25 protein-coding genes are annotated in these 25,800 nt (G+C 68.6%); 11 read left to right on the top strand and 14 right to left on the bottom strand.

Going from position 1 to position 25,800, the window contains the following annotated elements:
• Window positions 1-66: 66 nt before the first annotated feature.
• The 5 genes from ACLFA2_RS04885 to ACLFA2_RS04865 all read left to right on the top strand — a co-directional run bounded on the left by ACLFA2_RS04885 (window position 67) and on the right by ACLFA2_RS04865 (window position 4,611).
• A complete protein-coding gene (locus tag ACLFA2_RS04885; RefSeq protein ID WP_021198151.1) occupies window positions 67-1,563 on the top strand; it encodes an L-serine ammonia-lyase, iron-sulfur-dependent, subunit alpha in 1,497 nt (498 codons plus the stop codon).
• 68 nt (window positions 1,564-1,631) lie between these two features.
• Window positions 1,632-2,384 carry an AAA family ATPase gene (locus ACLFA2_RS04880; RefSeq protein WP_021198150.1) on the top strand — a complete coding sequence of 251 codons (753 nt, stop codon included), beginning with the start codon at window positions 1,632-1,634 and terminating at the stop codon, window positions 2,382-2,384.
• A gap of 42 nt (window positions 2,385-2,426) precedes the next feature.
• A complete protein-coding gene (locus tag ACLFA2_RS04875) occupies window positions 2,427-3,023 on the top strand; it encodes a TetR family transcriptional regulator (protein WP_136025302.1) in 597 nt (198 codons plus the stop codon).
• 71 nt (window positions 3,024-3,094) lie between these two features.
• Entirely contained in the window at window positions 3,095-3,880 is a 786-nt protein-coding gene (locus tag ACLFA2_RS04870; protein WP_426622130.1) for an ABC transporter ATP-binding protein, read from the top strand.
• The gene (locus ACLFA2_RS04865; protein WP_426622129.1) at window positions 3,877-4,611 is read left to right on the top strand and encodes an ABC transporter permease; all 735 of its coding nucleotides are present in this window, start codon (window positions 3,877-3,879) and stop codon (window positions 4,609-4,611) included. The genes ACLFA2_RS04870 and ACLFA2_RS04865 overlap by 4 nt, the downstream gene beginning before the upstream one ends.
• Window positions 4,612-4,630: 19 nt before the next feature.
• On the opposite strand, the gene hrpB is transcribed toward ACLFA2_RS04865, so the two are convergent.
• The 4 genes from hrpB to ACLFA2_RS04845 all read right to left on the bottom strand — a co-directional run bounded on the left by hrpB (window position 4,631) and on the right by ACLFA2_RS04845 (window position 10,999).
• Window positions 4,631-7,186: an ATP-dependent helicase HrpB gene (hrpB, locus tag ACLFA2_RS04860; RefSeq protein WP_426622128.1), complete on the bottom strand. Its 2,556-nt coding sequence runs from the start codon at window positions 7,184-7,186 to the stop codon at window positions 4,631-4,633.
• A 206-nt stretch (window positions 7,187-7,392) separates the two neighbouring features.
• Entirely contained in the window at window positions 7,393-9,009 is a 1,617-nt protein-coding gene (locus ACLFA2_RS04855) for an SPFH domain-containing protein (RefSeq protein WP_029259705.1), read from the bottom strand.
• A gap of 250 nt (window positions 9,010-9,259) precedes the next feature.
• Window positions 9,260-9,688 (bottom strand): MarR family winged helix-turn-helix transcriptional regulator, encoded by a 429-nt coding sequence (locus ACLFA2_RS04850; protein ID WP_426622127.1) that lies wholly within the window; start codon window positions 9,686-9,688, stop codon window positions 9,260-9,262.
• Window positions 9,689-9,871: 183 nt separating this feature from the next.
• A complete protein-coding gene (locus tag ACLFA2_RS04845) occupies window positions 9,872-10,999 on the bottom strand; it encodes a DUF418 domain-containing protein (protein ID WP_426622126.1) in 1,128 nt (375 codons plus the stop codon).
• 388 nt (window positions 11,000-11,387) lie between these two features.
• On the opposite strand from ACLFA2_RS04845, the gene ACLFA2_RS04840 reads away from it, so the two are divergent.
• The gene (locus tag ACLFA2_RS04840; protein WP_029259707.1) at window positions 11,388-11,843 is read left to right on the top strand and encodes a DUF6611 family protein; all 456 of its coding nucleotides are present in this window, start codon (window positions 11,388-11,390) and stop codon (window positions 11,841-11,843) included.
• A gap of 78 nt (window positions 11,844-11,921) precedes the next feature.
• Window positions 11,922-12,446 carry a VOC family protein gene (locus tag ACLFA2_RS04835; protein WP_426622125.1) on the top strand — a complete coding sequence of 175 codons (525 nt, stop codon included), beginning with the start codon at window positions 11,922-11,924 and terminating at the stop codon, window positions 12,444-12,446.
• Here ACLFA2_RS04835 and ACLFA2_RS04830 read toward each other — a convergent pair.
• Window positions 12,443-13,045: a hypothetical protein gene (locus ACLFA2_RS04830; protein ID WP_426622124.1), complete on the bottom strand. Its 603-nt coding sequence runs from the start codon at window positions 13,043-13,045 to the stop codon at window positions 12,443-12,445. The two genes, ACLFA2_RS04835 and ACLFA2_RS04830, sit on opposite strands and share 4 nt — an antisense overlap.
• Entirely contained in the window at window positions 13,042-13,563 is a 522-nt protein-coding gene (locus tag ACLFA2_RS04825; protein ID WP_426622123.1) for a hypothetical protein, read from the bottom strand. The genes ACLFA2_RS04830 and ACLFA2_RS04825 overlap by 4 nt, the downstream gene beginning before the upstream one ends.
• Before the next feature lie 139 nt (window positions 13,564-13,702).
• Between ACLFA2_RS04825 and ACLFA2_RS04820 the strand changes: the two genes are divergently transcribed.
• The gene (locus tag ACLFA2_RS04820; protein ID WP_426622122.1) at window positions 13,703-14,692 is read left to right on the top strand and encodes an NAD-dependent epimerase/dehydratase family protein; all 990 of its coding nucleotides are present in this window, start codon (window positions 13,703-13,705) and stop codon (window positions 14,690-14,692) included.
• 10 nt (window positions 14,693-14,702) lie between these two features.
• Here the strand turns inward: ACLFA2_RS04820 and ACLFA2_RS04815 are convergent, their stop codons facing one another.
• Both ACLFA2_RS04815 and ACLFA2_RS04810 read right to left on the bottom strand, forming a co-directional pair.
• The gene (locus ACLFA2_RS04815) at window positions 14,703-15,809 is read right to left on the bottom strand and encodes a fatty acid desaturase family protein (protein ID WP_426622121.1); all 1,107 of its coding nucleotides are present in this window, start codon (window positions 15,807-15,809) and stop codon (window positions 14,703-14,705) included.
• A 255-nt stretch (window positions 15,810-16,064) separates the two neighbouring features.
• Complete coding sequence (locus ACLFA2_RS04810; RefSeq protein WP_426622120.1) at window positions 16,065-17,027, bottom strand: arsenic resistance protein; 963 nt, start codon at window positions 17,025-17,027, stop codon at window positions 16,065-16,067.
• A 115-nt stretch (window positions 17,028-17,142) separates the two neighbouring features.
• Between ACLFA2_RS04810 and ACLFA2_RS04805 the strand changes: the two genes are divergently transcribed.
• On the top strand, window positions 17,143-17,832 hold the full coding sequence (locus ACLFA2_RS04805; RefSeq protein WP_029266035.1) for a GntR family transcriptional regulator: 690 nt from the start codon (window positions 17,143-17,145) through the stop codon (window positions 17,830-17,832).
• A 54-nt stretch (window positions 17,833-17,886) separates the two neighbouring features.
• Here the strand turns inward: ACLFA2_RS04805 and ACLFA2_RS04800 are convergent, their stop codons facing one another.
• Window positions 17,887-19,443, bottom strand: a complete 1,557-nt coding sequence (locus tag ACLFA2_RS04800; protein ID WP_426622119.1) for an amino acid permease — start codon at window positions 19,441-19,443, stop codon at window positions 17,887-17,889.
• A gap of 317 nt (window positions 19,444-19,760) precedes the next feature.
• Between ACLFA2_RS04800 and ACLFA2_RS04795 the strand changes: the two genes are divergently transcribed.
• Both ACLFA2_RS04795 and ACLFA2_RS04790 read left to right on the top strand, forming a co-directional pair.
• Window positions 19,761-20,783, top strand: a complete 1,023-nt coding sequence (locus tag ACLFA2_RS04795; RefSeq protein ID WP_021198117.1) for a TerC family protein — start codon at window positions 19,761-19,763, stop codon at window positions 20,781-20,783.
• Window positions 20,784-20,877: 94 nt separating this feature from the next.
• A complete protein-coding gene (locus ACLFA2_RS04790) occupies window positions 20,878-22,158 on the top strand; it encodes a hemolysin family protein (RefSeq protein WP_021198116.1) in 1,281 nt (426 codons plus the stop codon).
• Window positions 22,159-22,264: 106 nt separating this feature from the next.
• On the opposite strand, the gene ACLFA2_RS04785 is transcribed toward ACLFA2_RS04790, so the two are convergent.
• The 5 genes from ACLFA2_RS04785 to ACLFA2_RS04765 all read right to left on the bottom strand — a co-directional run bounded on the left by ACLFA2_RS04785 (window position 22,265) and on the right by ACLFA2_RS04765 (window position 25,798).
• Entirely contained in the window at window positions 22,265-23,170 is a 906-nt protein-coding gene (locus ACLFA2_RS04785; RefSeq protein WP_021198115.1) for an arginase family protein, read from the bottom strand.
• Between the two features lie 40 nt (window positions 23,171-23,210).
• A complete protein-coding gene (locus tag ACLFA2_RS04780; protein ID WP_021198114.1) occupies window positions 23,211-24,131 on the bottom strand; it encodes an SDR family NAD(P)-dependent oxidoreductase in 921 nt (306 codons plus the stop codon).
• 32 nt (window positions 24,132-24,163) lie between these two features.
• Window positions 24,164-24,850 carry a cation transporter gene (locus ACLFA2_RS04775; RefSeq protein ID WP_136053552.1) on the bottom strand — a complete coding sequence of 229 codons (687 nt, stop codon included), beginning with the start codon at window positions 24,848-24,850 and terminating at the stop codon, window positions 24,164-24,166.
• A complete protein-coding gene (locus ACLFA2_RS04770; RefSeq protein WP_021198112.1) occupies window positions 24,850-25,185 on the bottom strand; it encodes an ArsR/SmtB family transcription factor in 336 nt (111 codons plus the stop codon). Before ACLFA2_RS04770 ends, ACLFA2_RS04775 begins: the two co-directional genes overlap by 1 nt.
• Before the next feature lie 64 nt (window positions 25,186-25,249).
• Complete coding sequence (locus ACLFA2_RS04765) at window positions 25,250-25,798, bottom strand: hypothetical protein (RefSeq protein ID WP_021198111.1); 549 nt, start codon at window positions 25,796-25,798, stop codon at window positions 25,250-25,252.
• Window positions 25,799-25,800 lie beyond the last annotated feature (2 nt).

The following is a 25,800-nucleotide window of genomic DNA, read 5'->3' as shown; positions in this document are numbered from 1 at the left end:
GGGGTTGACGGGACGGCGAGTTAACCTCGGTGAACCGAAGTCGCCGATCCGGCGTAGCCTGGAGGGGTGACTGCGTACGTCTCGGCCTTCGACCTCTTCTCCATCGGAGTGGGGCCTTCGAGCTCCCATACGGTCGGACCGATGCGAGCGGCTCTCGACTTCGCACGACGACTCACTGCGACGGGCGTCCTGCCGCAGGTCACCCGCATCGGAAGCACACTGTACGGCTCGCTCGGCGCGACGGGAATCGGGCACGGGACGCCGGATGCCGTCGTCGCCGGCCTCCGCGGACTCGCGCCGGAGACCTGCGACCCCGCCGAGGTGCGCTCGGCCTGGACCGACCTGCCGGCACAAGCCGTGATTCGCATCGACGGCGCGCACGACGTGCCCTTCGCGAAGGACGACATCGTCTTCGCGCCGCGCACCCGGCTTCCCGGTCACCCGAACGCCATGACCATCACCGCCTGGGACTCCGCGGAGCAGGTAGTCGCCGAGGAGACCTACTACTCGGTGGGCGGCGGGTTCATCCGGCGCGATGGCGAGGAGGCGAAGCTCACGACCTCGGGATTCCCGTACTCGTACGCGGATGCCGCGTCGCTGCTCGCGCTCTGTGACGAGAACGGGCTCTCGATCGCCGAGGTGGCCCGACTCAATGAGACCTCGCTGCGCAGCGAGGAAGAGGTCGCGGCCGGCCTCGACGCGATCTGGGACGCGATGTCGGGGTGCGTGGATGCGGGTCTCCACGCCGACGGCACGCTTCCCGGCATCCTCAAGGTCAAGCGGCGGGCCGGAGTGATCCGCGGCCAGCTCGAAGAGGTCGAGGCCGACGGCCATCGTGAGCTTCCGGGTGAGTGGCTCGGCGCCTTCGCGCTCGCGGTCAACGAGGAGAACGCCGCGGGTGGCCGCGTGGTCACGGCGCCGACGAACGGTGCCGCCGGAATCCTCCCGGCCGTCGCGATGTACTGGTGGCGGTTCCTCGCCGACTCCGGACTCGGGGCGGGCAACGCGGTCACGCCCTACGGCGAGCTGGTCGGCAGCGCACTCCTCGGGTTCGAGTCGGACGTGCGCGCGGTGAGCGACGGGAGCGACCTCGACGAGGAGCAGACCGCCGAGGCGAACCGTCGCCGTGGCATCCGCCGCTTCCTGCTGACCGCGACGGCCCTCGGGTCGTTGTTCAAGGCCAACGCGTCGATCTCCGGGGCGGAGGGCGGATGCCAGGCCGAGGTCGGCTCCGCCTGCGCCATGGCAGCCGGCGGCCTGACGGCAGTGATGGGCGGAACGAACCGCCAGATCGAGAACGCCGCCGAGATCGCGATGGAGCACCACCTCGGTCTCACGTGCGACCCCATCGGCGGACTCGTGCAGATTCCGTGCATCGAGCGCAACGCGATCGCCGCGTCGACGGCCGTGACCGCCGCCCGCCTCGCCCTGCGCGGCGACGGCAGCCATTACGTCTCCCTGGATGCGGTCGTCGAGACCATGCGCCAGACCGGGGCCGACATGTCGACGAAGTACAAGGAGACCAGCGAAGGCGGCCTCGCGGTCAACGTCATCGAGTGCTGACGGTCCTCGGTCGCGCGGGTGTCCCCGGATGCCGGTAGCCTCCACGAGACGACACGCGGAGGATCACGATGGATGAGTTCTGGGAGCCGGCCTCCCGCCGTCGACGTCAGCAGCCCGTCGTGGCGGTGCGCCCGAACGACGACGCCCCCGCACCCGGCGCAGGATGGCCGACGAGCATCCCCGCCGTCGCCCAGGTGCTGCGCGAGGGGATCGACCTCGACCCCGGCGTCACGTTCCTGGTCGGCGAGAACGGCAGCGGCAAGTCGACACTGGTCGAGGGGATCGCGATCGCCTATGGGCTCTCTCCCGAGGGCGGTTCCCGCCAGGCCAGACACACCACGCGCGCGACCGAGTCGCCGTTGTCGGACTGGCTGCGGCTGCAGCGTGGCGTGGGGGCGAATCGGTGGGGTTTCTTCCTCCGCGCCGAGACGATGCACTCGTTCTACACCTACCTGGAGGAGAACCCCTCGGCCCGCGGCGACGTCCCGTTCCACGAGATGAGTCACGGCGAATCGTTCCTCGCCCTGCTGGAGAGCCGATTCGACGAGCCGGGCTTCTACTGCCTCGACGAGCCGGAGGCGGCGCTGTCCTTCAACTCGACGCTCGCGCTCATCGCCGTGCTCCGTCGCATCGCCGATGAGGGCGGCCAGGTGCTGTGCGCGACGCATTCGCCGGTGCTCGCTGCTCTTCCCGGCGCGAAGATCCTCGAAGTGGGGGAGTGGGGTGTGCGTCCGGCGGAGTGGGACGACCTCGAGATCGTGAACCACTGGCGCTCGTTCCTCGAGCATCCGACCCGCTACCTCCGCCATCTGCTCGACTGACTTGCGCGCCGTGCCCTCGCCGCGCGTCATAGGCTGACGGACATGACCGAGCAGAAGCCCGCGCGGCGGCGTGGCCGCCCCCGGGGCGTCTCCGACTCGCGAGCGCGCATCATCGCGGCTGCGGTCGACGACTTCGGTGAAAAAGGATACGACGGCGCGACGATCCGCTCCATCGCCGCCAGGGCCGGTGTGGATTCTGCCCTCGTGCATCACTACTTCGGCACCAAGGCCGATCTCTTCGCAGAAGCCGTGGGTATTCCGCTGCGACCGGATGTCGATGTGCCGGGGATCCTCGCGGGTCCGCGTGACGAGATCGGCGACCGGCTGATCCGGTACGTCCTCGAGGCGTTCGAGCAGCCCGAGGTGCGCCGTCGGGGAGTCATGCTGCTGCGCACTGCGATCGGCAGTCGGCTCACGACCCCGCTGCTGGCGGGCTTCCTGTCGCGCGAACTTCTCTCCCGGGTGGCTCGGCGCCTCGACGTCGACGACGCCGATCTGCGCGCCTCGCTCGTCGCCTCGCAGATCGCCGGGCTGCTGATCGCACGCTATGTGCTGCGGCTGCCGGCGCTTGCGGCGGCACCGATCGATGAACTCGTCTCCCGTCTCGGCCCGACCTTGCAGCGCTACCTCTTCGACTGACGCCGAACGTCGGCATCGGGTGTCTGCGGACCCTGTTGACGCGGACGACGGGCGGGCGCATAATTCATCACATGATGAATAACTCCGCCGTCGAGATCGCGCAGCTGCGTGTGCGTCGCGGGGCGGTGCACGTGTTCGACGGGATTGACCTCGCGATCCCCCGCGGCCAGATCACGGGCCTGCTGGGCCCTTCCGGATGCGGCAAGACCACGCTCATGCGCTCGATCGTCGGCGTGCAGAGGATCGCCTCGGGCGAGGTGACGGTACTGGGCGAGCCGGGAGGGTCGCGACGGCTGCGGCACCGGGTCGCGTACGGCACGCAGGGGGCCTCGGTCTACGGCGATCTGAGTGTGCGTCAGAACCTCTTGTACTTCGCCTCGCTGCTCAAGGCGCCCAAGGGCGACGTCGATCGGGTCATCGACGAGGTGGGTCTCGGCCCGCAGGCGGGGCAGCTCGTGGACTCCCTGAGCGGCGGCCAGGCCACGCGGGTGTCGCTCGCGGTGGCCCTGGTCGGAGCGCCCGAGCTCGTCGTGTTGGACGAGCCGACGGTGGGACTCGACCCCGTGTTGCGCGCCGAGCTGTGGGCCCTCTTCCGCGCCCTCGCGGATCGAGGGGTGACGCTCATCGTGTCGAGCCATGTGATGGACGAGGCCGTGCGCTGTGACCGGCTGCTGCTGATGCGCGAGGGGCGGATCATCGCCGACACGACTCCGACCTCGCTTCTCGCCGACACCGGCACGACCGACGCCGAGGCCGCGTTCCTCGTGCTGATCGAGCGCGACCGCGCGGCTGGTGTCGGCGACACGAGGCGATCGCGCCGAGGAGCGCGCGACCAGCAGGAGGAGGCCGGAGAATGAACGGCCGCCGGACGTTCGCCACCGCCGGACGCGTGCTCGCCCAATTGCGGCACGACCCGCGGTCGATCGCGCTGATGCTCATCGCGCCGAGTCTGCTCGTGGGTCTCTTCGCCTGGCTGTTCAGCGATCAGGACGGCGTCTTCGACCAGTTCGGCGGCGCGATCCTGGCGCTGTTCCCGTTCATCGTGATGTTCCTCATCACCTCGATAACGACCCTGCGCGAGCGCCGTTCGGGCACCCTCGAACGCCTGATGACGACCCCGCTCGAGAAGGCCGACTTCATCCTCGGGTACGCGCTCGCGTTCGGTCTGATGGCTCTGCTGCAGGCGGTGATCACGGTGTCGTTCGCCGTCGGGGTGTGCGGGCTCGACGTCGAAGGTCCGCTCTGGCAGCTCGGCCTGGTCGCGGTGGTCGACGCGCTGCTCGGTACCGCGCTCGGTCTGCTCGCGAGCGCGTTCGCGCAGACCGAGTTCCAGGCGGTGCAGTTCATGCCGCTGCTGGTCTTCCCGCAGATCATCCTCGGCGGGCTCTTCATGCCGCGAGATCAGATGCCCGATGTGCTGCACGCCATCTCCGACTGGCTTCCGCTGAGCTACGCGATCGACACGATCAACGCGGTCGCCGCGGGCGACGAGGGGTGGGATATCTTCGGTCCGCTGCTGATCGTCGTGGCCTTCGCGGTCGGCGCTCTCGTGCTCGCCTCGCTGACACTGCGGCGGCGCACCCGCTGACTCCCGTCCCGGTCGGTGTTCAGCGCGCGGCGCGGTTCTTGGTGTGCTTGGTCGGTGTGGCGGCCCACGGATCCTCGGGCCAGGGATGCCTCGGGTAGCGCCCCCGCATCTCGGCGCGGACCTGTGTGTAGGGGCCGGACCAGAACGAGGCGAGGTCGTCGGTGACCGCGAGCGGACGCCCTGCGGGGGACAGCAGGTGGAACAGCACCGGTACCCGTCCGTCGACGAGGCGGGGGGTCTCCGCCCAGCCGAAGCACTCCTGGAGCTTCACGGCGACGACAGGACGTGACGTCGGGTCGCCGTCGGGTTCGGGGTAGGTGATGCGGACGCGGGATCCGCTGGGCACCTCGAGGCGCTCAGGCACGAGGTCGTCGAGTCGCACCGCTTCGGGCCACGGCAGCAGCCGACGAAGAGCCGACAGCAGGTCCAGGCGATCCACGGGGGTGCCGGATGCCAGGGCGTCGAGCTCGGACGCCAGCCAGGTGTCGAGGGTCTCTATCAGTCCGGCGTCCGAGACATCGGGCCACGGATCGCCGAGCTCGCGTCGTAGCATCGCCAGACGGCGGCGCAGTCCGTCGGCGGCGTCGGGCCAGCTGAACAGCGTGAGTCCGTCGCGCCGGAGCACACGACGCACGGCATCCCGCCCCTCCTGGGCCGATGCCCGCACCGGCACCGATGTGCGCAGGATCGCACCGATCCGGCGTTCGCGTCGGGCCTGGACACGACCTCCGACGAAGTCTGCCTCGACGCGGTCGGTCATCAGGTGGCTGGCGGCCTGCTCCATCTGCAGCTCGGTGAGCGCCGCAGCGGAGCGGATGATCGCACCGGACCCGGCCGCCGCACGGCCGGAGGCACGGGTCACGTCGGCGACGGCGAGCCATTCGACGGCCGCGAGCGGGCCCGTCACCCCTGCGCGTGTCCCGGAGGCGAGCAGATACGTCGCTCCGGTGGCGGTGCGCTCGACGCGGTGGGCGATGCGCTCGGGAAAAGCCAGCGCGATCACGAGGCCGACCCCGTCGAGGTCCGCGCGCACGCCCGGCGCCGGGCCGATCATGCGTTCGAGGCGGTTCGCGTCGTCTCGCCATCGGCGGGCGTCCGGCGTCCGCCCGTTTCTGAGGGCGATGAGGGCCCGCGCGATGTCGGCCTCGGGGCTTCGCAGATCGCCACCCACGAGCGCGACGACCTCAGCCGCGAGACGGCTGCCGACCGTCGGGCTGCCGTCGCGCAGAGCACGGGCCAGCCGGGGATCGGTCGGGATGCGCGCCAGTGCACGTCCCTCGGCGGTGGCGCGGCCCTCGTCGTCGATCGCGCCGAGGCCGTGCAGAACAGCGATGGCGTCGGCCAGGTGGGCGGCGGGCAACGGGTCGATCATCCGCAGGCCGTTTCCACCCGGGGCACCCCAGCACGCGAGCAGGAGCGCGGCATCGGCGAGGTCGACCACGGCCAACTCCGGCACCGGACGGGCGGGTGCCGCCGCGTACGAACGCTCGTCGACGCAGCGGATCACCGCGCCGGGGCCCTGGCGCGTGGCGCGTCCGGCCCGCTGCACGCACGACGAGCGAGGCGCAGCGCTGGTGACCAGGCCCGTCATGCCGCGGGCGGCGTCGCGCTGCGGATACCGCGACAGGCACGTGTCCACGACCAGACGGACGCCCGGCACGGTGAGCGAGGATTCGGCGAGCGACGTCGTGATGATGATGCGCGGACGGTCTTGCGGTGTACGGCCCCGGATCACGGCGTCCTGTTCGGCCGGGGGAATGCGGCCGTGCAGTTCCCGCACGTCGAACCTGTCGCCGGCATCGCGGACGCGGCGGGCGATCTCCGCCACCTCGCGGGCACCAGGGGCGAAGACCAGTACGTCGGCATCGGGCGTCTCGCGGACCAGATCCCGTGCCGCCGATACCGTGACCGCCGCGACGTGGTCGAGGAATCCCCACGTGACACCGCGCTCGTCGAGCCGGGGCACGGGGCTCGGAGCCCAGCGTTCGGCGAGAGGGAAGGCAGGGACGTCGTGGTCGACGATCGGTGCCGGAGTCTCTTCCGTACCGAGGACCGCTGCCAGGCGTTCGGCGTCGAGGGTGGCGGACATGGCGACGACCACAAGATCGTCGCGCAGCTGCCTCACCTCGGAGAGCAGGCCGATCAGCAGATCGGTCTCGAGCGCGCGCTCGTGCACCTCGTCGATGATCACGGCACCCACGCCGTCGAGACCGGGATCATCGAGCATACGTCGAAGCAGTACGCCGGCGGTGACGAACTCGACCTGCGTCTCCGGACCGGCTGTGCGCTCGCCGCGGACGCTGAAGCCGACGCGTGCGCCGAGGGGTGAGCCGTCGAGGTGAGCGAGTCGGCGGGCGGCGGCGCGGGCGGCGACGCGGCGAGGCTGGGTGACGATCACCCGACCGCTGCGCCGTGAGGCGACGAGCGGCGGTACGAGTGTGGTCTTGCCGGTGCCCGGGGGGGCGGTCACGACGACCGACCCGCTCGTGTCGAGCGCTGCCGAGACCTCGTCGACGGCGGCCGCGAACGAGAGGCCCGCGCCGATGGTGGCGAGGTCGAAGACGGCGGGGGTCATCCGTCCAGTCTGCCCGGTCGGGCGACGTCCGGAGCCGTTCGGAACTCAGGAGATCTGCGGGGGATTCGGCGGAGCGGGCAGTACGGCGCGTCCACGGGGCAGGTGTCCTGAGTCGTGAACCGGGGACGGCGGTGCCCGCTCCGGAAACAGCGGATGCCGCGACCGGGTCGGTCGCGGCATCCGCCGAAGTGCTCTGCCTGCTCCGCCTACTCTGCTGTGGGAGATGCGGGGGTTGCGGAAGCGGGCGGTGGTGGAGTGGTCGGCGTGGACACCCGGGGCGCGGGTGCGGGTGCGGGCGGCGTAGCCTCGGCGACTCCTGCACCGAAGCCGCGGCCGACGGCCTGACCCTGGATGATCCCGGCGAGGTCGAGCCCTGTTGCCGAGTGGACGCTGTCGAACACCGAGCGCAGGGCCTTCGCGCTGTCGGCGCCGACGACATTCGAAGCGCCGTCTTCGCCGGAGCTGCCGATGATCGACACGTTGCCGATCGCCGCGTAACCCTTGGAGAACTCGGCCATGATCGACGGCAGCACCTCGAGCACGCGCTGCGAGAGGAACGCGTCCTGGTTCGAGGCGATGGCCTTCGCCTCCGCCTCGAGAGCGGCGGCGCGGGCATCACCCTCGGCGCGGATGGCGTCGGCCTCGGCGCTGGCGCGCAGACGGCGGGCTTCGGCCTCGGCTTCTGCCTGTGCACGCAGGGCGTTCGCCTCACCGCTGGCCTTGGCGATCGCGGCCGCGGCCTCACCGTCGGCACGAGCCTTGTCGGCCTGCGCCTGCTGCTCGGCGATGCGGGTACGGGCCTCGGCCTGCTTGACCTGCTCGATCGCGGCAGCCTCGGCGGCGCGCTCGCGCGTGTAGAGCTCGGCCTGTGCGCGGGTCTCGGCCTCATACCGCTGTGCATCGGCGACGCGCTTGACGTCGGCGTCGAGCTGGGCCTGCTTGTTCTCGGCCTGCTGCTGCAGAACGGCCTGCTCAGCCTGAGCACGAGCCAGCGCCTCGGCCTGCTCGGCTTCGGCACGGGCGCGGCCGATCCCGGAGTCGGAGTTGGCCGTGTTGGTGTCGAGCGCGGTCTGCTCGATCAGGTTGGCTTCCTTGTTGGCGATGTTCTTCTGGTTGATCGCACGGTCGGCGTTGGTCTGCGAGATTTCGGCGGCCTGACGCTTCGCCTGGATCTCGGGAGCGCCGAGGGACTGGATGTAGCCGACCTTGTCGGTGATGCCCTTGATCTGGAACGAGTCGAGGATCAGGCCCTGCTCGGCGAGCTCCTGCGAGACGTCGGCGGCGATCTGGTCGGAGAACTTCTTCCGCTCGCGCATCAGCTCGACGACGGAGAGCGTGGCGACGATGCCGCGGAGGGCACCTTCGAGCTGCTCGGTCGTGAACTGCTCGATGGCCTTGTCCTGCGAGGCGAATCGCTCGGCCGCGCGGCGCACGTACAGGGGGTCGGAGCCGATCTTCACGATCGCGACGCCGTCGACGTTCAGTGTGACGCTGTCGAGTGACTGGGCCTCGGCGTTGAGGGACACCTGCCGCGAGCGCAGCGAGATGATCTCGTGGCGCTGCGTGATCGGGTTGACGAGCGACTTGCCGTTCACGATGACCGTGACGGGCGACTCTGCCAGCTCGGAGCTGGTCGTGCCGTCGGCGGCGATGACCGCGCGCTGGATCTTCTGCTTGCGGCCCGAGATGACGAGTGCTTCGTCGGCTCGCGCGACCTTGATCCAGCTGCGTGCGAACAGCAGCAGGATGAGCAGCAGAACGACGGCGACGACGACCGCGATTCCGACGATGACGAGGATGCCGACGATTCCGGCGATCTCCATGAATGACCTCCCTGGTCCCCCCGAGGGGGCGGTCCCGAGCGCGCCGTGGTGCGCGCCTTCGCCCCCCACCCTGCCAGAAATGCAGAGAGGCCGTTCCGGGGGGCATCGTGGTGGGCGGGAAACTCCACGTCGGGAGGAAGGTCTTCGGCCATACGTCCGCCCGACGAGGAGATCTCCTCCTGCGGGGGTGCGGGCAGGGGCTGGTCAGGGTGTGCGGGCAGGGGAGATGCCGAGGCCGAGGCCGAGGGCGTCAGCGGGAGCGGAGCTTCTCCGCGAGGTCGCGCAGCGCGCGCAGCTCGTCATCATCGAGACGGGACATGCGGTCGGCGATCGAGCGTCCGTGCACGGTGGCGAGCGAGCGGAAGGCCCGGGCCCCCTCGTCCGTCGCCCGGATCAGCGCACCGCGACCGTCGTCGGGGTCGGCGCACTTCGCCACGAGTCCTCGTGTGACCATGCGGTCGACCAGGCGCGAGACGCTGGGCTGGCTGATCAGCATGTTCGAGGTGATGTCGCGCAGCCGCGCGGTCATGTCGGGGGAGCGGGTGACGGTGAGCAGCACGTCGTACTCTGCCTGCGCGATATCGCTGTGCTCGAAGTCGCTCATCATCTCGGTGAACAGCTCGTGCTGCGCGCGGAACAGGCTCTCCCAGGCCTCCAGGGCGAGCTTGCGATCGGTCATCCTCACAGAATAGTGCGAACAGTAAAGGGCCGGTCGGAGAGGCTCCCGACCGGCCCTTGTCCCTTGCACCAAGAGTGTCCTGCAATCACATGCGGTGGATGCCACAGCAAACATTCACCGTGCGATCACTGTATAACGGCGAGATAACGAATGCAACGGTTTGATCACGGAAAGTTCTCGATCTCAGGCGACGGTCGGCGCCTTCACGCGGCTCCGGGTGAGGAATCGGAAGCTGACGTCCCAGACGTACTCGAGCGGTCCCTTGCGGAAGCGGCGCATCCAGAGGTTCGCGAACAGGATCACCAGAGCGGCGATCACGAAGAACATCGCCAGGGTTCCGACCAGCGGGTCGAGCGTCTCCGCAAGCGGCGAGTGACCGATGATCGACTGCGCCACCCGACCGAGGATGTTCTGGAGCACGTAGCAGCTCAGGGCCATCTGGCCGACAAGGGAGAGTCCGCGTCCGACGAATCCGATGCGGTGTCCTCGATAGAAGGAGGCCATGAGAGCGAGGATGCCGAATGCGACCAGCGGCGCGGAGAGGAACCTGTTGAGTCCGAACGTCTCTTGCATGAGGAAGAACACGACCTCCCCCGGAACGCCCGCACCGAGGCCGACGATCATGACCCATCTGCGCAGTCGCGCGCCGCGGGCCTCGAACAGTCCGTGGCGGTAGAGCATGGCGCCGAGGGTGAAGACGACGAGACCGAGGGTGAGGATCGAGCCGGTGTCGGTGCCGACCGTCAGGTCGGAGAACACGGTCAGGGTGTTCATCTGCACCTCTTCCCAATATGTCGGCCTGCCGCCGACCGTCGGGGACTCCCCGGGGATCACGAGGCCTGGGAACATCATGACGCTGCCGGTGAAGAGGGGGAGAAGGATGAGCGTGACGTGCGTCACGAGCGCCACGCCGATGAACACCCACTGGCGTTTCTCCGGGAGCAGCAGGACGAATGCCACGACGAAGCCGAGGACGGCGTAGGCGCGGAGTACGTCGAACTGCACCACGAAGATGTAGTTGAGCATTCCGTCGATGAAGAGCAGACCGGCACGAACGAGATAGGTGCCGGGCCACCGGCTGCCGCGCCGGAGCGCTGCCTGGCGCTGGATCTCGAGTCCGATGCCGAACATGATGGTCAACAGGCCCAGGAACTTCCCTTCCGAAAGTGCGGAGACGAGGTCCTGCCACCAGATGTCGACCACCCGTTCGCCGAAGAACGCCTGGAACAGCCAGACGTTGCTGGCGAGAGTGCCGATGATGGCGACGCCGCGGATCACGTCGAGCGAGGCTATGCGGCCAGGCGATGCCATCGCGGTCGTCTCGGGTGCCTCGTGCTCGGCCCTCCCGGCCCCTGCCTGCTCCGGGAGGAGGCCGTCGCCGTGGGGCGGCTTCGCCGTACGCGATAGCGGGGAAGGGCAGCTCGGGCAGAAGTCTCTGTCATACCTCCAGTCCAGGGCGCGCGCCGTTGCGTGGCCGTATGCCGTTCTCGATATGAGGACGATATGCCGACCACGGAGGCGTCGCCATTCCGCATGGAAAACGCCGGCCGCCGTATGGGTTCCGTCTGTCAGGCGCTCAGAGGCACGCGTCCGGAGCAACGTGGGAGGCATGTCCGTGTCCCGTCCTCCCCATCACGTCCCCGCGCAGACACTGCCGAGCGCTTCGTGCCCTCCATGCTGGGGCCATCTGTCGAGGACCGTGAGCCACTACGGCACCGTCGCGTGCGTGCTCGCGGTCTATCCGCCCGACTCCACGGACGTGGAGCGGCGCATTGCCGAGGCGCACCGCTGGTTCACTCCGCTGTCGCTCGGCGGTGGCGTCGTCGCGTGGGTGGTGCTGTGCGCCGCGGGTTTTTCTCCGTTGCTCGCTGCGATGCTGCTCGTCGCTGCTCTGCTTCCGATCGGCATCATCCTGTCGCGGCGCTCGCGCAGCATCCGTCGGCGCGTGGTCACGGTATCGGCATGTCGGTCCGGGCTCAGCGAAGACACCGCGGCCGAGCGCGCCCAGCAGCTCCGTCTGGAGACCCTGGCCCAAGCGCTCGGCGACGCCGCTCTCGCCTGCCGTCAGGGAGTGATCGGTCGTGATCGGTTCGACCGGGTGTGGACGGCTGCCTACGCGCAGGCCGCTGTCATCGCGACCGGTTCCGCCCGGTGAATCCCCGGCTTCTCGGCGACTGTCCGAGGCCCCTTCTACTGTGTGTCTCACTCCGCAGACCGGGAAGAGGGAAGAGCCATGACCGCAGCCACGAGCGCAGCCCCGAACGGCTACACGAGCGTCGCCCCCTGGGTCGTCACCGACGACACGGGTGCGCTGCTCGACTTCATCTCCCAGGTCTTCGACGGAGAGGAACTGGCGCGGGTCGCCACGGAAGACGGTCTGATCGGACACGGTGAGATACGCATCGGCGACACCGTCGTCCTCGCCTTCGATCGTCGGCCGGAGTGGCCCGTGATGCCGAGCCTGCTTCGGGTGTGGGTGCCCGACGCCGCAGAGGCCTTCACCAGAGCCGAGGCTGCAGGGGCGACCGTGGTGACCGCCCTCAGCGACAACGCCTTCGGCCAGCGCGGTGGGCGTATCAAGGATCCGTTCGGCAACATCTGGTGGGTCGTGAGCCACGTGGAAGACGTCGATGAAGAAGTGATGTGGCAGCGGCTGCAGCAGACCGAGTATGCCGACCAGATGCGCGTCGCGCAGGAGACGCTCGACGCCGAGTTGAGCGGTCGTGCGCAGGGGCGCAGCAGTGCGCCGACGCGCTAGTCGGCGAACGGCTCACCCCGATACTTGCGGCACACGCCTCCTGTCTCTTCGACAACTTCCGCGACGGCGTCGACGACCGCGACGGCGGCGGTGCGCGTGCGCGGTGCGACCTGGCTCAGTGCGAGGGCACCGGTGCACGCGAACACGATCAGGTCGCCGGGGGAGAGCGCCTTCGGCAGCCGGGCGTGCAGCCGCGTGTCGTCTTCGTCGGTGCGGAGGACGGTCTGCACCAGGTCTCGAGCCCGGGGCGTGCGCAGCCGCTCGACGTGGGTGACCAGCGGGACGATCGCGCGGAGATCGCAGTCGACGGTCGCCGACGCCTCGCGATGCCACCCCGGAGGCTCTTCGCGGGCGGTGATCCGTGCCACCACCAACGTCACGTGCGGGTCCGCTTCGGGGTGCGCCGCAGAGGGCGCGACGGGCGCGATCAGTATGCAGGGGGTGCGTCGTTCGCGCGCGAGATCGGACAGCGCTCGCCCGGCGACGACGATGTCGTGCGCACCGATCACGGTGTCTTTCGGCCACAGCTGCCGTGCATCGCGTCGCGGGTCGTTCCATACGAATGCGGTCGAGTGCAGCACGGTGTGCAGGACGGTCATCGTGACGCCTCCGCGGAGAGCGCGGCGGCGGCGCGTGGACGCACGTCTCGGAGCGTGACAGCACCGACGCAGGGGACGACGACGAGATCGCCTTCCCGGAGGTCGGCAGGAAGAGGCGCGATGGGGTGCGGCCAGGCCACGCCGCCCTCCTCGCCGGGGATCAGCTCGATCTTCGTCGTCCGCGCCGAAGAAGCCCGGCCGATGAGGCGGCACTCCTCCCACGCGGCATCCACACCGTCGAACGAGCAGTCCGTGAGCGCGATGCGCTTGTCCTCCTGGGTGTCGACGCGCAGCGTGATCCGGAACAGCAGCACGGTCACGTCGGTTCCCGCGGTCGGCAGCGGCAGGTCGCCCGTGAGGACCGCGGGTGATCCGCTGATCTCGAACAGCCGCAGGAGCGAGATGCCTCCCACCACGACATCGGTGGTCGTCGGGTGCGTGTGCACCGGCCACCTCCATCCGTCGAGGGGAGTGGGAATGCTCTGTCGAAGGGTGGGAAGGATCTCCGTGAGGGTCATGACTCCGTCCTACGCCTGGGTGATCCTGGCGATGAAGGAGTCTCACGGAACCCATGCGCGTCCATCCCGATCACTCACGACGTCCCGACCTCGTCGAAACGACGCCGACCCGGCGACGCCGGCGTGACAGGATCGGGACATGGGCACACAGGACATCCTCTTCATCGGCGGCAGCGGTGTGATCAGCGCGGCTTCGGTGCGACGGGCGGTCGAGCTCGGACATCGAGTCACCGTTCTCAATCGCGGTCGCTCCGAGGAGAGGGCGCTGCCGGAAGAGTCCGAGCTCCTGCAGGGCGACATCCGCGACGCGGACGCGGTGCGGGCAGCGCTCGGGGACCGCGAGTTCGACGTCGTGGCCCAGTTCACCGCCTTCACCCCCGCCCACGTGCAGGCCGACATCGCGCGTTTCGCCGGCCGGACCGGGCAGTACGTGTTCGTCAGCTCCGCGTCGGCGTATCAGAAGCCACCGTTGCGCTTCCCGATCACGGAATCGACGCCGCTCCGCAATCCGTTCTCCGGATATGCGCGCGACAAGATCGCCTGCGAGGACGCCCTCACCGCCGCGTATCGCGACCAGGGCTTCCCCGTGACGATCGTCCGCCCGTCGCACACCTACGACCGCACCAGCATGCCCACGCTGGCCGGGTGGAACGACGTGGCGCGGATGCGCGAGTGTCGGCCGGTCGTCGTCCACGGCGACGGTACCTCACCGTGGACGATCACGCACACGAACGATTTCGCGGTGGGTTTCGTCGGCCTCTTCGGGCGCCGTGACGTGCTCGGCGACGTCTTCCACATCATGGGGGACCACGCGCCGACGTGGGATCAGATCTACACCTGGCTGGGCGAGGCGGCAGGGGTCCGTCCCGAGCTGGTGCACGTGTCCTCCGACACGATCGCCGCAATCCGGCCGTCGTTCGCCGCAGACCTGCACGGCGACAGGGCTCACCCGATGGTGTTCGACACCGCCAAGATCCGACGTATCGTCCCCGAGTTCTGCTCCCGTGTGCCGTTCTGGATCGGGGCGCAGGAGATCATCGAGTATCACGATGCCACGCCGGCCCGACAGGTCGTCGACGCCGATCTCGACGCCGATCTGGACCGGATGATCGCGACCGTCCGCGGCTAGAGGCGGCGGTTCACGACCGCAGCGGCACCCCGATCGCGAGCCGCTGATCCGCGAGCGGGCAACGGAACACGTCGCGCTCGCCGAGACCGACCCGGTTGATGTAGCGAACCACGATCGCGTATGAGGCGAACAGGCCGACCTGGGTGTATTGCACGTCGTGCTCCCGGCAGTACGCGGCGATGATCGGGGCGGCGCGACGCAGATGCGGGCGGGGCATCGAGGGGAACAGATGATGCTCGACCTGGTAGTTCAGCCCACCCATGGCGACGTCGAGGAAGCGGCCGCCGCGCACGTTCCGACTCATCAGCACCTGCCGCCGCAGGAAGTCCAGGGTCATGTCCCGAGGTACGACCGGCATCCCCTTGTGGTTGGGGGCGAAGGCGATCCCCATGTAGAACCCGAACAGTCCCAGTTGCACCGCCAGGAAGACGAAGGCGATTCCGGGGGACAGCACGATGAACACCAGTACCAGGTATCCGATCATGCGGACGCTGAGGAACGTGATCTCGGCCCACCGGCGTTCGAGCCGGCCCCGCGCGAACATCCGCCGCACGCTCGAAGCGTGCAGCGAGAGTCCTTCGAGGAGCAGGATCGGGAAGAACAGCACGCCCTGATGTCCGCGCAACCACGTGATGACCGGTCCCTGGTGCCTCGTCGCAGCCTCGGTGGAGACAGCGATCACGGGGAGCTCGATGTCGGGGTCGGAGCCCAGCTTGTTCGGGTTGGCGTGGTGGCGGGTGTGCTTGTGCTGCCACCATCCGTAGCTCATGCCGACGAGCAGGTCGCCGAGGATGATGCTGATCCAGTCGTTCCACCGGCCGGACACGAAGATCTGCCGGTGCGCCGCATCGTGACCGAGGAACGCGATCTGGGTGAACACGATCGCCAGGACGGCGGCGGTGAACAGCTGCCACCAGGTGTCGCCGATCCAGAGGAACGCGAGCAGGCACACGCCCACAGCGATCGGGGCGGCAATGAGCTTCGTCCAGTAGTAGCCGTAGCGCCGGTGCAGGAGCCCGCGCTCGCGTACCTGCTGCGCCAACTCGGTGAAGGCGCTCGATCTTCGGGACGCGTTGTCGCGCGGACGGGTGTGGACGGTCGGACGGATGACGTCCATGATGACCTCGTCTCCGGCGTCGCCCAGAGCGGGCGGCGGAGGTGTTGTTCTTTCGCGAACGGCCCTTCAGAGCGTCGCGTTCGGATCTTCAGTTGTGCTCGCTGGTGCTGACGGTACGCGCCCAAGCTGGGTGCGCGTTCAGGGTCGGGACGGCGCCCGGCGACTCATGATCGGAAGCCCGATCAGCGTACGCAGCTGTTGGAGTACGTCCCGACAGCGCTCGACGGTCCGCCGGGGCGATGATCGTCGCGGCGCTCAACGCTGCCTGATCAGGCGTGGGATCACCGCGACCATCGCCACCATGACGATCAGCTCCACCATCGTCTGGGTGACGACGACGAGCGGCGTGAGCGTGAACGCGTCGGGCAGGGCCAGAGCGAGCGGGAGCACGACGAGAGAGTTGCGCGTGACACCGCTGAAGACGACCGCGCGGCGGCCCGGCGTGTCCAGGCCGGCGACCCGCGCGAGGACTGCGCCGAGGGGCGCGGCGATCACGGCGAAGATCGCGAAGACCGGCACCGTGAGGAACAGGCGCCCCCACGCGCCGCCAACGGCGAACACCTGCGAAGCGACGACGGCCGCGAGGGTGAGCATCATCAGCGGCACCATCGCCGTGGCGGAACCGCGTTCGATCACGCGGGCCGAGGCGAACCTCCTGGTCAGCACTTGGGTCAGAGCGGCGAGTGCGAGCGGCAGTGCGATCAGCAGCAGGAACGCGTCGATGAACGGGCGCGGGTCGACGACGCTCGTCGCATCGGTGCCGAAGAAGAGGGAGAGGTAGACGGGGAGCAGCAGCATCTGCAGCAGCATGAGCAGCGGTGTCGCGGCCAGAAGTCGGGAGCGGTCGCCGCCCGCCAGGCCCGTGAACACGATCACGTAGTCGACGCACGGGGTGAGCAGCACGAGAAGCACCCCCAGCAGGATCGCCTCATCGGCCGCCACCACTCTGCTCACGCCGAAAGCCAGCGCCGGCACCACCACGAAGTTCAGGAGCAGAAGCGTGCCGAGGAAGCGCCCGTCGACGAATGCCCGTCCGATGTGCGCGAACGGCACGCCCAGGAACGTCGCGAACAGCAGAACGCCGAGGAGCGGGGTGACCGCCGACTCCCACACCGGTGCCGTCGAGGGGGAGAGGAGGCCGACGACGGCGCCGACCGCGATCGACGCCAGGTACAGCGTCACCTGATGCCGTTCTCCCCATGCCGTGAACGCGCGCACGGTCACCTCCACGACCCGGTATTCGCTTGTCCGTTACGTCGGATGCGATACATTGCAGTGTAGGTAGAACTTCAGGCTCTACAGCGATTCCGTGCTCGAGTGGAGGACAAAAGCGGTGGCACTCTCAGGCGGACCCCTCGAGCGCAGGTCGATGAGCGACGAGGCGTACAACCGGTTGCAGGATGCGATCATCAGCGGCGAGCTGCGCCCGGGTGAACGTCTGCGAGACTACGAGCTCGCAGAGCGCCTCGGCACGTCGAAGACCCCGATCCGGCATGCCCTGGACCGCCTCGCCGACCACGGTCTCGTCGAGATGCAGCGCAACCGCTACACCCGCGTCGCCCCGATCGATCTCGATCAGGTCCGCAACGCGGTCGATCTCTTCGGAGACATCTGGATCGGCTCGGTGCGCCACGTGATGCCCCTGATCCAGGACGACGACATCGTCTATCTCACCGAGCTTGCCGACGAGATGTCCGCGGCGGTGAAGGCACGCGATGTGGCGGGGTTCGGTATCGCGCTCCGTGCGGCCGCCACCGGATTCGCGCGCATCGAGGGGAACGCGTCGCGAGCCGTGATCATCGAACGTCTCGGGCCGCAGATCCGGAGGTTCAGCCAGCACTCGCGGGATGCATTCGACTGGGAGGTCGTCGGTGCTTTCGTCGTCTCCCTTCGGGAGGCGATCCTCGAGCGTGATGCGGTGAAGACCCGCGCCGTCCTCGTCACCTTCTTCGACGAGGTGCTCCCCGCCATCATCGATCGCGCCCAGGAACAGGAGCTCATCCGCTCCGACATCCAGGACTAGCGGGCTCATCCAGGACCAGCGGACTCATCCAGTTTCTAACGGACTGCAGCTCGCTCAGGCCGAGTCGGACGTCTCCGTCGGTTCAGGCGTGAAGTTCGCACCCCGTCGCAGCGCCTGAACCTCGCTGATCCTTCGCCGGGCGAGGAACCAGCCGCCGATCAGTGCGGGGACGATGGCGATCAGCGTGCCAACGGTCCAGGTTCCGGTGGGGTAGTCGAACGCCATGAGGACGATCACCGACGCCAGGAAGGCGAGGGTGAGGTAGGACGTGAACGGCGCCCCGAACAGTCGGAACGACGGCCGCACGATGCGTCCCTGCAACGCCCAGGAGCGGAGGCGCAGTTGGCACAGGATGATCGTCGCCCACGCGGCGATGATGCCCAGCGCCGACATGTTCAGCACGATCTCGAAGGCCTCGTCGGGAACCGCGAGATTGAGCAGGACCCCGATCAGGGCGAACCCTGCGGTGAAGAGGATTCCGGCGACCGGGACGCCACGCCTGCTCATCATTCCGGCGACCTTCGGGGCCGCACCGGAGGCGGCGAGGGAATGGAAGACGCGGCCGGTCGAGTACAGGCCTGCGTTGAGCCCGGAGATCGCGGCGGTGATCACGACGAAGTTCATGGCGCTCCCGGCGATCGCCCCGATCTCCGGGCCGCTGATGTGGGTGAAGAAGGTCACGAAAGGACTCTCCCCGGCTCGGTAGACCGTATACGGGAGCAGGAGTGCGAGCAGGAGCACCGACCCCACGTAGAAGACGCCGATCCGCAGGATCACGGAGTTGACGGCTCGAGGTACGAGCTTGGCCGGATTCTCGGTCTCGCCGGCAGCTGTACCGATCAGTTCGATCGAGGCGTAGGCGAACACGACGCCCTGCATGACGATGACCGCGGGAAGCACGCCTTCGGGACTGAAGCCTCCGTTCTCGCTGAGCATCTGCAATCCCGTCGGTCCCTGATCTGTCTCCCAGCCCGCGGCGAGGACCACGATGCCGATGAGGAGGAAGGCGACGAGAGCGGCGACCTTGATGATCGAGAACCAGAACTCCATCTCGCCGAACAGGCGGACCGAGACGAGGTTGAGTCCGACCACCACCACCAGCGCGACCAGGGCGAGCAGCCACTGGGGCACGACGTCGAACGCCGACCAGTAATGCACGTACAGTGCGACGGCCGTCGAGTCGACGATCGCGACCATGCCCCAATTCAGCAGGTAGAGCCACCCTGCGGCGAAGGCCAGCTTCTCGCCGTAGAACTCGCGAGCGTAGGAGATGAACGATCCGGATGACGGCCGGTGGAGCACCAGCTCGCCGAGCGCTCGGAGGATGAAGAACGCGAAGACACCGCAGATCAGGTAGGAGACAGCGAGCAGGGGGCCGGCCGTGTGCAGTCGTCCCCCCGCTCCCATGAAGAGGCCGGTGCCGATCGCTCCGCCGATGGCGATCATCTGCAGATGCCGCGCCTTGAGAGAGGTGTGATACCCGGTCTGCTCGTGTGCGAAGTCCTGGACCGACGTCGACACGTCGCCGAGCCTCTCGCGGTCGTTCTCGAGATCAGGGGCCCGGTCTCGGGCGCCCGGCTTCTCGGCGGCATCATCGCTGGCGTGCGGCATCGCGGCTCCTGTCTGGTCGGGTGACGCTCCGCAGCATCGGACGCGACCGAAAAGGGATAGACGGGTAATACGTGAAATGTTACTGATTCACGCGTCGAAACCCGATATGCCGTTCTCTCTCGGGGCGTGACGTTATCGGCAGATCCACAGGAAGAGCAAAGGGTCTTCTCCTAATCTGAAGACACCCAAGGGGAGTACTCCGACACGGTGGGGTCGTCATTACGGATGCACGTCGCATCCCGGGCCACCGGTTCCATGTTCCATGGAATGGAGAAGACTTTGGCGGTACTGTCGTACCCCGAGTCTGGAGTCCGCATTTGGATATCACCCCTCTGATCTGGATCATCACGATCGCGGTCACGATCGCCTTCTTCGTCTACGAGTTCTTCGCTCACGTGCGCACACCGCACGAGCCGACGATCGCGGAATCGGCGCGCTGGTCGATCTTCTACATCAGCCTCGCGCTGCTGTTCGGTGTGGGTATCGGCGTCTTCTCCGGGTGGACGTTCGGCGGCGAGTACTTCGCCGGATACCTCACCGAGAAGGCCCTGTCGATCGACAACCTGTTCGTCTTCCTCATCGTGATGACGGGTTTCGCCGTGCCGAAGAAGTACCAGCAGAAGGTGCTGATGATCGGCATCGTGATCGCGTTGATCCTGCGCGGCATCTTCATCGCCGTCGGCGCGACGCTCATCGAGAACTTCTCGTGGATCTTCTACCTGTTCGGCGCTCTGCTGTTGGTGCTCGCCTACCGTCAGGCGTTCAGCAACCACGAGAGCAACCCCGCCAACGGGCGCTTCATGACGTTCGTCCGTCGGCACCTGCCCGTCAGCGACGAGTACAACGGCGACCGGCTCACGGTCGTGAAGAACGGCAAGCGCTTCGTCACGCCGATGCTCCTCACCATCATCGCGATCGGCTTCATCGACCTGGTGTTCGCGGTCGACTCGATCCCCGCCATCTACGGTCTCACCGACCAGGCCTACATCGTCTTCACGGCGAACGCCTTCGCGCTCATGGGACTGCGACAGCTGTACTTCCTCATCGGCGGTCTGCTCGAGCGCCTCGTCTACCTGGCGCAGGGACTCGCCGTCATCCTCGGATTCATCGGCGTCAAGCTGGTCCTGCACGCTCTGCACGTCAACGAGCTGCCGTTCATCAACGGCGGCCAGGGCGTCGAGTGGGCGCCGGAGATCCCGATCTGGTTCTCGCTGCTGTTCATCGGCGCGACCATCGCGGTCGCCACGGTGGCGAGCCTCATCAAGACGCGCCGTGCACCGGGCGACACCTCCCACGACATCTCATCCGCCGACACCACCACCAAGAAGGAGCACTCTTGAGCGCGCAGCGCTGTTCTGACTCTTCGGATTCTGACAGTACGAGCGCCCGGTTCGTCCCGGGCGCTCACCCCACCACAGACGAGGCGGCCCGTTGATGGGCGACCTGCTCTGGAACATCGCCCTCGTCTTCGCGTTCGTGCTGATCGGCGGTGTCTTCGCTGCGACGGAGATGGCGCTGGTCACGCTGCGCGAAAGCCAGATCAATGCGATCGGCCAACGAGGGCGGCGCGGTGCGAAGGTCGCCGCCCTCGCCCGCAACCCCAACACGTTCCTCTCGGCGGTGCAGATCGGTGTGACCGTGGCCGGGTTCGCCTCGGCGGCATACGGAGCGACATCGATCGCGCCGTCGCTGGCGCCGGTGCTCGAGTCATGGGGTCTCGCCCCCGCTCTCGCCCTCACCGTCGCGACCCTCGTGCTCACGCTGGTGATCGCCTACCTGTCGCTGGTGCTCGGCGAGCTCGTGCCCAAGCGTCTGGCGATCCAGAGAAATGCCCAGTTCGCCTACGCGGTCGCGCCTGCCCTCAACGGGTTCGCGACGGTCATGCGGCCGGTGATCTGGCTGCTCTCGGTCTCGACGAACGCCCTCGTCCGAGTGCTCGGGGGAGATCCGCACAAGACGAGCGACGAGATGACCGACGAGGAGGTGCGCGACATCGTGGCGAGCCATCAGGGGCTGCCCGATGACGAACGGCGCATCCTCGATGATGTGCTCTCCCTCCGTGGGCGCCAGGTCAGCGAGGTCATGCGACCGCGCCCCGAGGTCGTCGCCCTCGATGAGGCCGCGAGCGTCGGCGAGGTGATGGCGCAGGTGCGCGACCTTCCCTTCTCGCGTTACCCGGTCTCGGAGACCTCGATCGACGACATCACCGGATTCGTGCACGTGCGTGATCTGTTCGAGGCCGCATCCGACGACCCGGAGCGTCCGCTGAGCGCGCTGATGCGCGACATTCCCTACATCCCCTCGACTGCGCGCGTGCTGCCGACTCTGACCCGCATGCGGGCGGAGGGCCACCACATCGCGGTGGTCGTCGACGAGTACGGCGGCACGGACGGTCTGGTCACCCTGGAAGACCTCGTGGAGGAAGTCGTCGGCGAGATCTTCGATGAGTACGACGCCGAGGTGTTCATCTCTGCGGACGACGGCATCGACGGACGCCTCAACCTGCAGGACTTCGAGGAGGCGACGGGGCTGGCGATGCCGCGCGGTTCATCCGACACCATCGCGGGTTTCGTGACCGAGCAGCTCGGGCGTCTCGCGGTCGTCGGTGACGTCGTGGAGGTGCCCGGAGCCACGATCCAGGTCGCAGAGGTGGACCGCCGACGCATCGCCCGCGTGCGGGTCATGACCGAACCCGTCGTCGAGCCGGAGGCGTGAGTCCAGGCGGTGGCTCTGACGAGTCCGGGCGTCACGAGCCCGGCCGTCAGGAGTCCGGCCGTCAGGAGCCCGGCCGTCAGAGGCGCCGATGTCAGAGGCGCCGACGTCAGGGGCGCCGCACCCGAGTGCCCAGTTCGCCGAGGCCCGCTGTGAGCACCTCGACGAGCAAGCGTGCGTAGCGCCCATCCGGGTCGAGGTCGGGATCGAAGACCGTAATGGAGGCGCCGATCGCGCGAGGCGCGAGTTCCCGCAGCAGTGCGGTGAGTTCCGCCGCGCTGATTCCGCCGGCATCGGGGCTGTCGACCGCGGGCATGATGGTCGGGTCGAGCACGTCGACGTCGAGTTGGAGCCAGTACGCGGGACCGGCGACGGCGGCGCTCTCTGCACCCACGCGAGCGGCTCCGAGAGAGGTGACATCGGCGGCGGGCGTGACGCTGCCGAGGATGCCACGTACCTCGTCCTGATCCTCATCGTCGGCGCGGTGACCGATGTGCGCGGTGTGCGCGGACGGGAAGTAGGGCGCGAGCCCGTCGATGTCGGCGATCGACGGCCAGTGTGCGCCGACCGCGGCGGCGAGGGCCTCCCCGGCCACGCTCGCGCATTCGTCGCTGTTGCCCGGGTGGCGGAAGTCGGTATGGCCGTCGATGTGCACGAGGCCGACACCGCCGCGGCGTGCGGTCGCGAGACCCGCTCCGAGGAGGATCGCGCAGTCGCCGCCGATCACAAGGGGAGCCTCGCCGCGGTCGATGGCCGCGCCGATGCGCGTGGCGAGGCGCTGGGAGTGGTCGATCATCGCGCTCTCGTTGCGCACGCGGCCGGCCGGCCGGGTGTCGTCGTCATCGACGTAGCGGCCGGCGAGGACGACGCCGGAGTCGGAGGCACCGCGTTCGACGAAGCGCGCGAAGAGGCCGGCATCGCGTAGCGCTTCCGGCGCCTTCGCCGCGCCCGGCACGCTCCCGCGCTCCGGCGGGCGCAGGCCGAGGTTCGACGGGGCAGAGAGCAGTGTGATCATGGGCTCATCCTGCCGCGGGGGTCGGACATAGCGGCCCGGATCATGTCGGGAAACGCACCCCGGTGAGGCGCTCTGCCGCGGTCCACAGCTGCGCCCCGACCGCGGCGGAGCGCACGTCGTCCGATGCGGTCACCCGTGTCGGCGTTCCGCGGAACTCGAGCAGTCCGCCCGGACCCCAGTAGTCGCCGTCGACGACCTCCGAGGCGGTCGCGGCATGCACGATCGGGAGGGCCCCGCCGTCCTTGCCCTGCACGAGTGCTCGGGTCGGGGAGGCCACGGCACGGACGAAGCCGGAGACCTCGGCGAGGCCCAGTCGTGGGGGAGTGAGGGGATCGACCGCATAGCCCGGGTGTGCGCAGACCGCCGCGCGAGAGGAACCCGACCAGCGTCGCGCGAGCTCGAAGGCGAAGGCCATCAACGATGCCTTCGACCTTCCGTACTGTCGAAGCGAGGAGCCGCTCCACGGTGCGTCGAGGCTGGCGGCATCGAGGGCGGCGGCATCGAGGTGTGCGAATCGGTGCGCGATCGATCCGACGGCGACCACGCGGGCATCCGGGGCGAGGAGGGGCTCGAGCTGGGCCACGAGTGCGAAATGACCGAGGAAGTTCGTGCCCACCATGAGGTCGAGGCCGTCGCTCGTGCGCGCCGAGCGGTCGGCCGCCTTCACCCCCGCGTTGCAGATGACCGCATCGAGTCGCTCGCCCACCCCCGTTGCGGCCAGGGCGATGCTGTCGAGGGAGCCGAGGTCGAGCCCCCGCACGCGCAGGTCGGCAGCCGGAACCCGGCTTCGGATCGCGGCGACCGCGGTCTGCGCACGTTCGGGGGAGCGGCAGCCCAACAGCACGCGTGCGCCCCGGGCGGCGAGCTGTTCGGCGCACCAGTATCCGATGCCGGCGTTCGCGCCGGTGACCAGCACTGTGCGTCCGCGCAGGTCTGCGGGCGGGAGGGGAGCGGCATCCATCTCCCCAACCTAGGCGTTGTGCGCGTCAGTGGTCAGTCGTCGTGGTGGTGGTGGTGGTGGTGGTCGTGGTCGTGCGCGTCCTCGTCGTCGAGGAGCATCCCCACCGAGGTCGCGCAGGCATCGCCCTTCCACGCCTCGATGCCCTCGCGCACCGCGAAGGCGGCGATCACGAGACCGGCGACGGCATCCGCCCACCACCATCCGAGCAGCGAGTTGGCGATCAGCCCGATCAGCACGGCGGCGGAGAGATAGGTGCAGATGAGCGTCTGCTTCGAGTCCGCGACGGCGGTGGCCGATCCGAGTTCCTTGCCCGCACGTCGTTCCGCGAGGGACAGGAAGGGCATGACGGCGACGCTGACCGCGGTCAGGACGATACCGATCGTGCTGTGCTCGGGCCGCTCGGTCGTGACGAGCGCGGCCACGGAGGTGGCTGTCACGTAGAGCGCGAGCGCGAAGAAGGCGACGGCGATCACCCGCAGGGTCGGCTTCTCCCAGCGCTCCGGATCGCGGCGGGTGAACTGCCAGGCGACGGCGGCCGCGGACAGCACCTCGATCGTCGAGTCCAGCCCGAAGCCGATGAGCGCGGCGGATGAGGCGACGGAGCCGGCGGCGATCGCGATGACCGCCTCGATCAGGTTGTAGCCGATCGTGATGCCGACGATCAGGCGGATGCGGCGGTGGAGGGTGTCGCGGCGCGCCGCGGTTGCCGTGGCGGTCATCAGCAGGTGCAGCCTTCGCCCGAGCAGCAGTCCGGCTCGACGATGAGGGTGACCCGCATGAGCATGTCGAGGGCCGGAGCGAGGTGGCGATCCGCGAGTCGGTAGCTGCTGCGGCGTCCCTCCGGAACGCTCTCGACGAGCCCGCATCCGCGGAGACAGGCGAGGTGGTTCGACATCGCCTGCCGCGAGACGCCGAGGACGTCCGCGAGGTCGGCGGGGTAGCGCGGTGCTTCGCGCAGCGCCAGCAGGACGCCGGCGCGGGTGGAGTCCGACAGCGCATGCCCGAGGCGGGCGACGGCGGCCGTGTGGGTGAGGGAGGCCAGAGCAGTGGTCACGCCACTACTGTACAGAAAATCCTGAATTCAAGAACACCTGAATTCAGGATCTTCTGTGAGGGTCTCAGCGGATCGCGTACACCGCGCTTCCGACGATGACGGCCACGACGGTGGTCCAGCCGATGATGGCCAGAGCCTGCCAGAAGAGGATGCGCGCCCTGCCGATGCCGGAAGCCGCGAGCATGGTCGCGGTGAACTGCGTCGGCAGCAGGAGCGGTCCGAGCAGGCTGACCCCGGGAACGCCGTAGCGCTCGAACGCACGCTGGAACTTCTCGCGACGCGCGGTGCCGCGGCCCGTCTCGGCCGCATCCGCGGCCGGCTCGTCGATCGTGCCGCCGCCGGCACCGGCGAGCGCCGCGGTCTTGGCGCGCGAACGGTTCACGACGGCCTGTCGGGCTCCGGAGCTGACGAGCACCACCACCAGGACGCAGAGGAAGTTGCCCACGATCGCGGCGATCGCGGCGATCACCGGAGAGATGCCGCCGATGATGCCGATGCTCACCGCCCCTTCGCCCTCGATGAAGGGGATCGCGCCGGCGAGGGCGACGATGAGCGGCTGCACGAGCTCGGGGACCTGGGCGACCAGGTTCTGGAAGGTCTCGATGAGGTTCAAGG

The sequence above is a fragment of the Microbacterium sp. As-52 genome, assembly GCF_049949185.1.
Taxonomy (GTDB): domain Bacteria; phylum Actinomycetota; class Actinomycetes; order Actinomycetales; family Microbacteriaceae; genus Microbacterium; species Microbacterium maritypicum_A.
Note: the sequence above shows the minus strand (reverse complement) of the source record. Positions and strands in the feature narration are given on the sequence as shown.